This window comes from Butyricimonas paravirosa, assembly GCF_032878955.1.
Classification (GTDB): Bacteria; Bacteroidota; Bacteroidia; order Bacteroidales; family Marinifilaceae; genus Butyricimonas; species Butyricimonas paravirosa.
In genome coordinates this window covers 2,898,403-2,911,290 of record NZ_CP043839.1, presented here as the reverse complement: position 1 = coordinate 2,911,290, position 12,888 = coordinate 2,898,403, and the positions used below count along the sequence as shown (strand labels likewise).

The window sequence follows — 12,888 nt, the reverse complement described above, 5'->3', positions numbered from 1 at the left end:
ATGCAAGTATACATCTTTTTTTAATGAAGAGTATAAATATTCTTCAGTTTAACTTTAAAAAATCCTACATAGGATGTTTTTATTTGATTTCTTTGCTTTCTCCTTCAGCGAGAATGTCTATTTTAGGTTCCTGAAAAGTCTTGTTTGTCGTGTGTTTGTCCAGCGTTAGTAATAATGACGGTAGAAGTATCAGGTTAGATAGCATGGCTGCCAATAACGTGATGGAGACCAAAATACCCAATGCAACCGTACCACCGAAATCGGAAAGAGCAAAGATGCCGAATCCGAAGAACAGGATGATAGCATTGTAAATCATACTTTGTCCTGTTTCTTGCAGGGCCAGTACGGCGGAAGATCGTATACTCCAGTTTGTTCCTTGTAGTTCTTGACGGTATTTAGCGAGATAATGGATCGTTCCATCAACGGAAATACCGAAAGCGATGCTGAATACCAGGATCGTGGATGCTTTGATCGGGATGCCGAAGTATCCCATGATGGCAGCCGTGATAATCTGTGGAATGATATTGGGGATCAAGGCAACCAGTACCATACGTTTACTCTTGAACATCCAAGCCATAAAGAGAGCAATAAGAAGGATGGCTAGTGCTAGCGAGGTAAAGAGGTTAAATACAAGATATTGAGTTCCTTTAAAGAAAATAATACTTGAACCAGTGACCTTTACCGTGTAGCGGTCATTCGGGAAGTATTGTTCAACAATATTGTATAATTTGTTTTCCTTTTCCTGCATTTTCTTGGTCCCGATGTCTTTTACCCGGAAACTGAGGCGCACCCGTTGGAGGGTGGAGTCAACGAAAGAGTTTGCTTGTCCGCCAATCTCTCCCGTGGATTGGGAGGCATATTTCAAGATGAAATTCTTGGTCATATTTGTCGGGAGCTTGTAATAAGAGGGTTTCCCGTTATAGAACGCCTGGTTGGCAAATTTGATGACTTCAATGAGGGAAATGGGTTTGGAAATATCTTCGTCTTTTGATAATTCCTCGGAGAGTTTATCCAGTTTTTGGAGATTAGGTAAGTTCAATACTTGCTTTGGTTTTCCGAAGTCAACAGTTACCTCTAGGGGCATTAATCCGTCAAAGTTTTCCTCAAAGAAACTTAGGTCTTGTCGAATCGGGTCTGTTTCTTTCAAGTCATCTACCATGTAACCCGTGGATTTCATGAGGGTAAGTCCGATAATTCCAAGGATGACAACGGAAATAGCAACTCCGTACACGACATTCCGACGATTTAAGATAAGTTGAATGACACGTTCCAGCGTTCCGGTTACTGTTTTATTGTGCAAGTGTTTGATTTGTTTGCTATCCGGCTCCGGCATGAAACTGAATCCGCAAGGAATCATGACCAAACACACAAGGTACACGAATGTGATACCAATGGAGGCGGTTATTCCAAATTCCACGAGGATTTGACTTGAGGTCACGATGAAAGTTGCAAAACCGGCAGCTGTGGTCAAATTGCTTAGGAATGAGGCATTCCCGATCTTTTGAATCATACGTTGCAAGGCTTTGATTTTATTCCCGTGACGGTCGTATTCCGCATGAAATTTGTTGATCATGAACACCAAGTTCGGAATACATATCACGATCAACAGAGGTGGTAACATGGCAGTGAGTAGCGTGATTTTGATGCCTAGCATGGCCATAACACCGACCGTCCAACTGACACAAATCAGCACAATCAATAAACAAAAACCGATGATGCGGAAGGAACGGAAAAACAGGTAGAGGATGAATGTCGTGATCAATAACGACAGGATGATGAACATGTACATCTCTCCCTTGATGTTTTCTGCGTTGACCACCCGGATATAGGGAAGTCCCGAATAGTGCATCTGGAGGTTATGTTTTTTTGAGAAATGTTCGGTAATCTCTAAAATATTCTTTACTAATCCTACCCGTGCAGGAGAGTTCATCACATCAGCGGAGACGGAAACCATCATTCCATAGATGTCTTTCTTTTTGTTGAACAGCGTTCCGTCGTAGAATGGAAGATTTTCAATGATATTCACTAAGCTGTCCAGTTCCCGTTGATCCTTGATATGGTTGGGAAAGATGGGTTGGATGTCAAATTTTTTATTCAGCGTATCCTTGTGAAGATTGAATGAATGGGTAATATCCACGAGAGCCACAATGCCATGAAGGGCTTTCAGGCTATCGCACATACTGATCCAGTCATTCATTTTGTCGAGCTGGTAAAAGTCTTTGTCCTGTATGGCAAAGACCATCACGTTTCCTTCCTGTCCGAATTTCTCGTGAAAATCAAGGTAGTCTAGGTATGCGCTATCCGTGGCTGGTAACAGGTTCGAATATTCATATGACATTTCCACTTTAGGGATTTGAAATCCCATGAAAACGGTGATAAGCAAGACCCCAACAATAAAGGCCACCCGGTTACGAAGAAGAATCCCTGCAATCTTAATCCACATGATATTTTTTTATTTGCGCATTTGTTGGCAAAAGTAGGATAAAAGTGTTTAATCTTTTAAGAGTTTCGGATTTTTTTTATGACGATTAGCATCTCTTGCCGTTTTTTTGGCAAAATTATTGTTTACGGCCTCGTTCAAATCTACCCCCGTTTGATTTGCCAAGCATACCAATACCCAAAGAACATCACTCAATTCTTCTGCCAAATTATCCTTCTCTCCTTCCTTGTACGACTGTTCGCCATATTTTCGAGCCATCACCCGGGCTAGTTCTCCGACCTCTTCTACCAGAATAGTCATGTTTGTTAATTCGTTAAAATATCTTACCCCGTGGGTCTTGATCCATGCATCTACTGCGGTTTGTAATTCTGCGATATCCATTGTTACCAAGTTAAAAGTTAAAAACTAAAAGATAAAAGTTCATTTCTTTAATTTAGATTTGAGTGTTTTTACTGTGGCGACAAGCATGGCGATTAATTCTTTATTATCTTTTTCCATATTTGTAAAATTATTCCCATCAATATATCCTGTGTCTTTTAAAAGATTAAGCCAGTAATTCGTTTCATTCGCTTCTTTAAGACCGATATAAAATTTGTTAATATAATCAGCTTGACTTTGTGCAAATTCTGCTTCACGGATTAAAGCTCCCATGGAGGTTCCACTTTTTAGAATTTGGTTGCTGATAACAAATTCTTTCTGTTCTTTTTGAAAGAATTGAGCAAGTTTCACGATGCTTATGGCAAAAGTATAACTTTTATCTTGTAAAATTGAATCCATGTAACTTTTATCTTTTAACTTTTAGTTGTGAGTTTAACAATCATTGTCGATTCTTGGAATCAATAATGATTGTTACGGGTCCATCATTGATTAATTCGACTTTCATGTTAGCTCCGAATTGTCCGGTTTGAACTTCTTTGTGGAGTTCTTGGCTTAGGGTTGCGACGAATTTTTCATATAACGGAACGGAGATGGCGGGAGGGGCTGCATCAATATATGAGGGACGGTTGCCTTTTTTGGTTCGAGCCATGAGAGTAAATTGACTAACGGCAAGGATTTCACCACCGGAGTCTAGGATGGATTTATTCATTACTCCATTCTCGTCATCGAATATACGGAGATTTACAATTTTGGAAGATAGCCAGTTAATGTCTTCATCCGTGTCATCGGCTTGGATTCCTACTAATATGAGCATCCCTTTATTTATTGAAGAAAACAATTGTTGCTCGATGGTAACACTGGCACGTGTAACTCGTTGAATAACTACTTTCATCTTGAACTTAGTCTTAAAATTTAGAGTGAAATATATGAATTTTATTCATATACTCCACTCCAAACTCTAAATTTTAAATCTACATTCTAGATTATTTTTTTCTAGCGTATAGTTCTTTGATTGCGTCGGCTAATCTCTTAACACCTTCGATGTTCATTTCCTCGCTCATGTAAGAGAAATTGATACGCATGGTATTTTTACCTCCACCGTTAACGAAGAACACGGTTCCAAGTACGAATGCCACGTTCTTTTCGATAGCGATTTGGAATAATTCCTCTGCATCGTATCCTTCCGGCAATGTCAAGAACAAGAACAAACCACCTTCCGGGCGAGTCCAGGTGACACCTTCCGGCATATATTTCTCGAAAGCACCTAACATAGCTTCTAGTTTACTACGATACATATCAACGATATTCTTCACGTTGGCATCGAAATAGTTTTTCTGGAAGAATTTAACCGTGATTTTCTGTAAGAAAGCAGAGGTACAAAGGTCTGTACTTTGTTTTGCCTTCACAAAGTTGTCAATCACCATCGGGTGAGCAAGAACCCAACCCATGCGGAATCCCGGCATGAAGATCTTGGAGAAAGTTCCCAACGTAATTACATTACCTTCTCCATTATCCAAGTCGTACAACATACGTTGCGGTTTTCCTGAGAAACGTAGTTCACGGTAAGGGCTATCCTCAACAACCATGATCTCGTATTTCTTGGCAATATTCAGAATTTCGATTCTTCTGGCTTCCGGCATGGTCATACCTGCAGGATTCTGGAAGTCCGGAATCAAATAGATGAATTTCGGTTTTTCCCCTTTAGCCTTCATTTCAGCCAAAGTCTTTTCTAATTCCACGGCACTCATACCTTGTTCGTCCTGAGGAATACCAACGCCTACACCACCGTAAGAGTTGAACGCACCGAGGGCCCCAAGATAAGAAGGTAACTCGCAAATATATTTGTCTCCACGGTTCAAGAAAATCTTACCAACCGTGTCCAAACCTTGTTGAGAAGAAGTGATGATCGTGATATTTTCTTTTGTAACATAGCTCAAGCCTTGATCCCGGTAACGTTGAGCAAGGATTTCCAATAATTCAGGAACTCCCTCAGTTGAACCGTACTGGCAAGCAGCAGCACCATCCGTGGCAATTACTTCCGCACAAATTTCTTGTAATTGTTCTAACGGGAAAGATTCTTTAGCAGGAAGACCCCCGGCGAAAGAAATAATTTCCGGCTTTTGAGTTAATTTCAACAACTCTCTGATAGCAGAGCGCTTCATCCCTTTGGCGCTGTCTGATAGAATTTCTTTGTAGTCGCTAACCATGTTTATTCTTATTTAAAGTGAATACACGCTGTTAAGTATTTGTGTTGCGAAGTTAATAATAAGTTTTTGAAATAAAATTTTTCATATCAGTTTTTTATTAAAATCGATTGCGGTACTTTCATTTTGTATGTTTTCGAGCTTTTTTAGTAATAATTTGAATTTTGAGAGCTTTGTAGTTGTATTTTGCTTGGATAAAAGTTTCTTCAGAGAAGTAGAGGAGATAATATGATGCTATGGGATTTTCTCGACTAGAAAAAGAAGACTAATGTGATAATTATTTGGAATAAACCGTTTTTTCGATTAGTTTTGCAAGCCGAATAAAGGCCCTTGTAGTTCAACGGATAGAACGGAAGTTTCCTAAACTTTAAATGGCAGTTCGATTCTGCCCGGGGGTACAAAAGATAAAAGTTAAAAGCTAAAAGTTAAACAGGGAGAATGTACTTTTAGCTTTTATTTATTGTTACATCCCGGTAATTGATAGCCGATTCGTTTTCGTTCGTTAGTCCCTCGATTTTTTGCTTGTAATTCGGCAAGCGTTTGGTTGATCAGTTCGAGTTGCATTCGGGTGTCCTCGTTTATATCGTTTTGGTCGGTAAACATTTCCTTGATATACTCTTTCAGTTCTTTCAACTCGTTTTTAATTTCCCCTATTTTATCTGTTGGAGAGTTGGCTATTAATTGTCGAACGGCGACAAAAGCTCGCATGATGCCCATGTTTACCTCGATAGCGATTTCTGAATTAAGGACACTACTTAGCATGGCGACACCTAATTCCGTGAAAGCAAAAGGCATATATCTATTACCACCTCTTTGGTTTGAGGTGCAATTTCTGCACCTCAAACTATCGAACTCTTCTTTTGTCAACTCGAACATGAAATCCGATGGGAATCGTTTTAAATTATTCTTCACGGAACGTTTCAAATATTTTGTTTCTGTTCCATATAATTCAGCCAGATCGAAGTCAAGCATGACCTTTTGTCCTCGGATTTCATAAATTTTGTCTTGAATGATTTGCAGGTCCATCACGGTTATATTATTTAGTAGGACAAATGTAGTAAAAATAGATATGAATCATCACTATATAGCTATAAAGTTAAAGAATATGCAAATCAAAAGTACGTGTTCCATGAATTTCTATTAACTTAGCAGGCGGATAAACAGGATTGAATATGCTGAAAAGCTTGAGGTATGGAAAAGAGTTCGAAGAACTGTACACGGGGAACTATTCCCGTTTGTACTACTATGCTTATCAGTTTTTGAATGATGCGGAGGTCAGTCGGGATGTGGTGAATGATGCGTTCGAGTACGTGTGGAAAAACTACGAAAACTTTCGGAAGATGAACGTGGTGGCGATTCTTTTTCAAAGTGTACGGAATAAAAGCATAGACACCTTCCGGCATAATAAAGTGGAAGAGAATTACGTGGCATTGTATTCCCGGATGCTTTCGGAAGAGGATGCGGGGCTGGATGAGGAAAACGAGAAGATTGAACGGATATATAAAGTATTAGATAATTTAACCCCGCAGACAAGGCATATCATGGAAGAATGTTATTTTAACCGGAAAAAATATGCAGAGGTTGCGGAGATGCTAAACATCAGCCCTAGTGCGGTAAAAAAGCACGTTATGAAAGCCTTGCGTTTATTGCGGGAAGAATTTCATATAAATAATGGCTCGGAGGGGGTGCCCGAAAATGAGGTCTAAACGTATTAATATAAATTAGGTCGTTAATAAACATGGATGATCAGGATATGAAAAATAAAAAGGATTTGCTGGATGCTTTGGATGATCCCGGCTCGTTGAGTCAGGAGGAGCTTGATGCAATTCTGGATGATCCGAAAGAACTGGAAGATGCTCGCTTGCTAGGGGATTACAGGCAAGCGTTTGCACGTCGTCATGCGTCCTTGAAACCTGATGTGAATAAAGAATGGAATAACTTCCGGCAAAGTAGAATTTCCGGTAAAAATAAAGGAAAACAATTGTGGATCGGCATCTCGATAGGTGTGGCGGCCTCTGTGCTTTTATTTTTCAGTTGGCGGATGTTCGATCGGACCTCCCTGGTTCCGGTTAACCAACCTATCGTGGCTTTTACCGCCAGTACTCAATCTCAAGAAGTTCTTTTGTCCACGGGTGACGGGCGTATGGTGTCTTTATCCGCACCTCAAGCAGATAGTTTGTTACGAGAAACAGGTATTACCCGGGGAGACGAGGAGTTAGATTACCAGCAAACGATCCGGGAAACAGAGATACATACATTGACAACTCCCAGGTGTGGGGCTTATCAACTTCGTTTGGCAGATGGAACTCAAGTATGGTTAAATGCCGAGAGTCGTTTGAAATATCCCAGTCGCTTCACCGGAGAGCAGCGAGTGGTTGAGTTAGAGGGGGAAGGTTATTTCAAAGTAACGCCCGATTCAAAAAGACCTTTTATTGTAAAATCCGGTAATATCACGACGGAAGTTCTGGGAACCGAATTTAATGTCAGAACCTACGTGTCCGATGATTCACACGTGACCTTGTTAAAAGGGAGCGTGAAAGTGAAAAATGTTAGTTCGTCCTCGGAAGTGGTAATACGTCCCGGGGAGGACGCTCATTTACAAGGAGACGGGACTTTTGACGTGCGAGAAGTCGACACGGACAACTACTATTTATGGACGGAAGGGTATTTTTATTTTGATAATGAAACCGTGGTCGAGATCATGCGTGAATTAGGGCGGTGGTATAATATACGGGTAGAATTCGAGAACCCGCAAGCGATGAATTACCGCTTGCATTTCCTTGCCGAACGCGATCAGAAAATAGAAGAAGTACTACAATTATTGAACATGCTTGGTAAAGTACAAGCGACTTACGAAAACAATAAAATTTCGGTAAAATAAAAAATTTTTATCGTTTCTGGTACCCGATTTACATCTCAAAACGAAATCTGAATAAAGAATACGTATTTGAGTCATGTAAAAATAAATTAAATGAACAAATTTATGAAACACCAGAAACTCCAATTCAAGCCGGGCAGTTTTCGACTGAACGGGTTATTCCGGATTGTGTTCTTCATGTGTTGCTTGTTGTCGGCAGGGCTGACACAGGCACAAGAGAAGAAAATCACGGCGGAATTCAAGGATACACCTTTATCCAACGTGTTAAAACAACTGGAAAAACTTTCTACCTACAAGATCCTCTTTACATACGACGACGTGCAGTCCTATAAAGTGACCGTTTCGTTGAAGGATGCGACTATCACCGAGGCTTTGCAAAAAGTACTTGATGGTAAACCTTTTGTTTTCTCGGATGTGGCGAATGGGAAATATATATCGGTCGTCTACCAACCCAAGAAAAAGTCTGATACCACGAAAGAGATCAAGGGAAAAGTCGTGGATAGTAAAGGAGAAACAGTTATCGGGGCAACGGTCCGGGTGGTGAATGCTACAATCGGGACAGCCACTGATATTGACGGGAATTTTACCTTGCGTGTTCCGGAAGACGTGACGACACTTGAAGTCGGGTTTGTCGGGATGAAGACACAACTGGTTTCCATCAAAGACAAAACCGAAGTCCGTGTTGTGATGGAAGAAGATAATACCGTGTTGGAAGACGTGGTGGTTACCGGTATTTTTAAAAAGGCGAAGGAAAGTTACACGGGTGCGGTTTCCAGCATCTCTTCCGAACAATTGAAAATGTACAAGGGGCAGAATGTCTTGCAAACCTTGAAAAATATTGATGCCTCCTTAAACTTCATGGTAAATAATGCCATGGGTAGCAATCCGAATAACGTACCTCAAATCAATATCCGGGGTAATTCCTCTTTACCCATGAGTGTGCAGGAGTATAATGAAAGTATCAAAAATGACGTGAACTCTCCTTTGATCATCATGGATGGTTTCGAAATCACGTTGGAAAAGTTAATGGACTACAATGACGATGAGATCGAGTCCATCAATATATTGAAAGATGCGGCAGCCACGGCCATTTACGGTTCTCGTGGGTCCAATGGTGTAATTGTGGTTGTCACGAGACAACCGGAGGCAGGCAAATTGAGAGTGAATGCCGAAATAGGAATGGATATCGAGGCTCCGGATTTGAGTTCCTATGACTTGCTGAATGCGGCAGAGAAACTACAATTGGAAAAGATGGCCGGACTATATGATACTGATTTTCCGGGGAATGATGTAAAGTATTCCGAAAGATATAATAAACGCCTGAAAGCTGTACTTTCCGGGGTGGATACGGATTGGTTGAGTAAGCCTTTGCACACGGGAGTCGGTACCCATTATAATTTACGTTTGGAAGGAGGAAGTGAACAATTTCGTTGGAGTGGTGCTTTGGCTTACAAAAACGTGGTTGGAGCCATGAAAGGTTCTTCCCGGCGTAATTTTAACGGTTCCATCGTTTTGATGTACATGATGGATAAATTGACATTCAAGAATTACACCTCTTACGGGATGAACCGGGGACGTGAAAGCCGGTATGGGGAATTTAGCACGTATGCGCAGCAACAGCCGTATGATGCCCCGTATGACGAGAATGGTAATCTCGTGCGTTATTTCGACGGTTTTCAGTATAACAACCTTGATAAGCAAAATCCGTTATATGACGCCTCGTTAAACTCTTTCGATAAATCGGGTTATCAATCGTTAACCAATAACTTTTCCATCGAATGGGACATAATCGAAGGTTTGAAATTAAGAGGACAACTGGGAATTTCCAGCACGGATAACAGCAGTGACTATTTCTTGCCGGCAGAACATTCCTATTTCACTACCGGGGATCAGAAAGCGGAATATGCCACGGATGAAGGATTCTTCCGTCGCGGATTGTATCGTTATGGAACCGGGAGAGAATATAGTTACAGCGGGAATGTCACGGTGACCTATAATAAAACTTTTGCCGAGAAACATCTTTTGTCCGTGGGTGTTGACTGGTCATTGGCCGAAACACAATCCCGTTCATACAGTTTCGAACTGGAAGGATTTTCGAGCGAGGATATGAGTTTTTTAGGAAACGCCCGTCAGTATATGAAGGATGGGATTCCTAGCGGAACAAAAACAAGTACCCGTCGCTTTGGTTTAACCGGGAACGTGAACTACATCTATGACGGGCGTTACTACGTGGACTTGGCCTATCGTGTCGATGGTAGCTCCACGTTCGGGAGTGACAAGAAATACGCACCTTTCTGGAGTACCGGTATCGGTTGGAACTTGCATAACGAGCAATTCCTGCAAGGCCATCCCGTGCTTACGACCTTACGATTGAAAGCCTCTTACGGGGAGACCGGTTCACAACAGGGTTCCTCTACCGGGGCATCGACAACCTACAAGTATTCCACGGACAACAAATACATGAACTGGAACGGGACGATCCTGCAAGGATGGGGAAACCCCAAGCTGACTTGGCAAAAGACAGATGAATTTAATGTCGGGATGGAGTTCGGTTTGTGGACAGGACGTGTAAAAGGAGAAATCAACGTGTACACGAAAAAGACGGCAAACCTCCTTTCTAACATGGATCTACCTCTATCAATGGGATTTTCTTCCTATATCGCGAACGTCGGGGAAGTTGAAAATAAAGGTTGGGAAGCCTCTTTTAGCGGCTATGCCATTCGGGACTCGGAACGTAGGATGAACTTGATGTTTAGCGGACAATTGGTTTACAACAAGAATAAAATCACCAAACTTTCCGATGCGATCAAGGCCCAGAATGAATTGTACTTGCAGGAGGATGTAGACGTGAGCAACCTGTTCTACGAGGGACGTCCGCAGAATGCCATTTATGCCGTACGTTCTTTAGGTATTGATCCGAGTACGGGGAATGAGATTTTTCTGGATAAAAACGGGAAAATCACCGATACTTGGAAACCATCCGATAAAGTATATTTAGGATCAAAAGATCAAAAATACAGGGGAAATGGCAGCATTATGTTCATGTGGAAAGGCCTGACGGTCAACGTGGCCTGTTCCTATTACTGGGGAGGTAAGGTGTACAACGAAACCTTGTTGAACAAGGTAGAGGTAACAAAGAATACCTTATCCACCCAAAACGTGGATGCCCGTGTGTTGAAATCCCGTTGGTTCCAGGCGGGTGATGTGACGTTTTTCAAGCAATTGAGTAACACCCAGACCCGTGCAACCTCTCGTTTCGTGATGGATGACAATGTATTTGAGATCTCGTCTATCGGTGTGCAATATCGATGGGATACCCCTTGGATTCAGAAATATACTCGTGCCACGTCGATTACTTTCGGTGTGAATATGTCCGACATCCTGCATTTATCATCCATTAAAATGGAACGGGGAACCAGCTACCCGTATGCTCGTAACATACAGGGATATATCAAGTTTTTATTCTAACACGTAACTAAAAACTGTATTTATGAAAAGATTATATATCATAACGGTACTCGTGGCTTTGTTGTCCGTTTCTTGTAATGATTGGCTGGATGTTCGGCCGGACACGGAACAGAAAGACAAAGATTTGTTTACCACGTATAAAGGATTCCAGGATGCCCTCACGGGTTGTTACATGAGTTTGGCTAGCCAAGATGTTTATGGTGAAAGATTAACGATGTCGAATATTGAATCTTTGGCCAATCTTTGGTACCAGTTCCGTAATTCGACACGCTACGAGGACAACGACCTCATGAATCATGATTACACGGGCGACTACTCCAAGACGGCCGTGAAGACCATCTACGCGGGATTGTTCAATGTGATCGCCCAAGCGAACATGATTATTAAATATGCCGAGAAGAACGGGGATGTTATCGAGGACCCTGCGGCTCGAGCTGTTATCACGGGAGAGGCGTACGCCATTCGTGCTTTTTGTCAGTTGGATGTGCTGCGTTTGTTCGGACAAATGCCACAGGGAGCCTCCCGGCAAGTGGAATTACCTTATTCTGAAACAACCTCGATTGACGAGATGCCCGCTTATTATAGTTTTGATGATTACGTCGTGAAATTGGAAAGCGACTTGTCTAAAGCGGAATCTTTATTGAAAGACAATGATCCCTTGTTCCAATATACTTTTTCCGAGTTGAATTCTGCAAATGGGAATGAATTAAGCGATAGCTACATGTACTATCGTCAGTCCCGGATGAATTATTGGGCGGTAAAAGCGATTCAAGCCCGTATGTACCTTTACTTGGGAAAGAAAGACAAGGCGTACACGCTGGCCAAAGAAATCATAGAGGCCAAAGGTGCTGACGGGGAATTGGTAATGGCCATGAGTGGTGAAACCGATATTGCCAAAGGATACAAAGCCTGCCCGTCGGAATGTTTGCTCTACCTCAGTAAATATGACGTGAAAACATATTCGTCTGTCTTCTTGATCGGTAACAAAGCCGACCAACAGGCGGGAGCCGGGCACCTCGTGATTTCCAGCTCTATGCTGAGCGACCTCTATGCGGGACAAAACACGGGTTCGCACAACAGGTATCTGAATTGTTGGAACCGGAACGTGAAAGATGCGTCGGCAAACCTGTATGGAGCCCTTACAAAATATTATTTTGCAGATGACGCTGAGAACCAGATGTTATATTACCAGATTATCCCGTTGTTACGGATGTCCGAGGTTTACTTGATAGCGATGGAAACCTCTTCCGATTTGGACGAAATAAACGAATGGTACCATGATTATATGTTGGCTCACTCCGTTGTATTGAATGAAGCAGGTTTTTCCTCTTTGAGCGAGGTCTCCGGGGAGATGGTAAACGAGTACCGTCGGGAGTTTTACGGTGAGGGACAAATGTTCTACACGTACAAAAGAACCGGGGCGACGACAATGCTTTGGGGGAACGGGAATGCCGACGAGAACGTGTACATCGTTCCTCTCCCGGAAACCGAATATAATCCTAACTCTCAAATAAAGTAAA

10 protein-coding genes and 1 tRNA gene are annotated in these 12,888 nt (G+C 41.9%); 5 read left to right on the top strand and 6 right to left on the bottom strand.

Going from position 1 to position 12,888, the window contains the following annotated elements; translation table 11 throughout:
* Window positions 1-79: 79 nt before the first annotated feature.
* The 5 genes from F1644_RS12100 to F1644_RS12080 all read right to left on the bottom strand — a co-directional run bounded on the left by F1644_RS12100 (window position 80) and on the right by F1644_RS12080 (window position 5,025).
* Entirely contained in the window at window positions 80-2,443 is a 2,364-nt protein-coding gene (locus F1644_RS12100; protein WP_118304646.1) for an efflux RND transporter permease subunit, read from the bottom strand.
* Between the two features lie 48 nt (window positions 2,444-2,491).
* Window positions 2,492-2,821, bottom strand: coding sequence for a nucleotide pyrophosphohydrolase (locus tag F1644_RS12095; RefSeq protein ID WP_087419165.1), 330 nt, complete (start codon window positions 2,819-2,821; stop codon window positions 2,492-2,494).
* A gap of 39 nt (window positions 2,822-2,860) precedes the next feature.
* Complete coding sequence (locus F1644_RS12090) at window positions 2,861-3,217, bottom strand: four helix bundle protein (protein WP_118304645.1); 357 nt, start codon at window positions 3,215-3,217, stop codon at window positions 2,861-2,863.
* 40 nt (window positions 3,218-3,257) lie between these two features.
* Window positions 3,258-3,710, bottom strand: coding sequence for a D-aminoacyl-tRNA deacylase (gene dtd, locus F1644_RS12085; RefSeq protein ID WP_118304644.1), 453 nt, complete (start codon window positions 3,708-3,710; stop codon window positions 3,258-3,260).
* Window positions 3,711-3,801: 91 nt separating this feature from the next.
* Window positions 3,802-5,025 (bottom strand): aminotransferase-like domain-containing protein, encoded by a 1,224-nt coding sequence (locus F1644_RS12080; RefSeq protein WP_087419162.1) that lies wholly within the window; start codon window positions 5,023-5,025, stop codon window positions 3,802-3,804.
* Window positions 5,026-5,348: 323 nt separating this feature from the next.
* Here F1644_RS12080 and F1644_RS12075 point away from each other — a divergent pair.
* Window positions 5,349-5,420: transfer RNA gene (locus tag F1644_RS12075), tRNA-Arg, on the top strand.
* Window positions 5,421-5,475: 55 nt separating this feature from the next.
* Here F1644_RS12075 and F1644_RS12070 read toward each other — a convergent pair.
* Window positions 5,476-6,048, bottom strand: a complete 573-nt coding sequence (locus F1644_RS12070) for an ORF6N domain-containing protein (protein ID WP_118304643.1) — start codon at window positions 6,046-6,048, stop codon at window positions 5,476-5,478.
* A 146-nt stretch (window positions 6,049-6,194) separates the two neighbouring features.
* Between F1644_RS12070 and F1644_RS12065 the strand changes: the two genes are divergently transcribed.
* The 4 genes from F1644_RS12065 to F1644_RS12050 all read left to right on the top strand — a co-directional run bounded on the left by F1644_RS12065 (window position 6,195) and on the right by F1644_RS12050 (window position 12,887).
* Window positions 6,195-6,728, top strand: coding sequence for an RNA polymerase sigma factor (locus F1644_RS12065; RefSeq protein ID WP_087419160.1), 534 nt, complete (start codon window positions 6,195-6,197; stop codon window positions 6,726-6,728).
* Window positions 6,729-6,775: 47 nt separating this feature from the next.
* The gene (locus F1644_RS12060; protein WP_158571870.1) at window positions 6,776-7,903 is read left to right on the top strand and encodes a FecR family protein; all 1,128 of its coding nucleotides are present in this window, start codon (window positions 6,776-6,778) and stop codon (window positions 7,901-7,903) included.
* Window positions 7,904-7,993: 90 nt separating this feature from the next.
* Entirely contained in the window at window positions 7,994-11,368 is a 3,375-nt protein-coding gene (locus F1644_RS12055) for a SusC/RagA family TonB-linked outer membrane protein (protein WP_118304641.1), read from the top strand.
* 22 nt (window positions 11,369-11,390) lie between these two features.
* A complete protein-coding gene (locus F1644_RS12050; RefSeq protein WP_118304640.1) occupies window positions 11,391-12,887 on the top strand; it encodes a RagB/SusD family nutrient uptake outer membrane protein in 1,497 nt (498 codons plus the stop codon).
* The last annotated feature ends 1 nt before the right edge of the window (window position 12,888 follow it).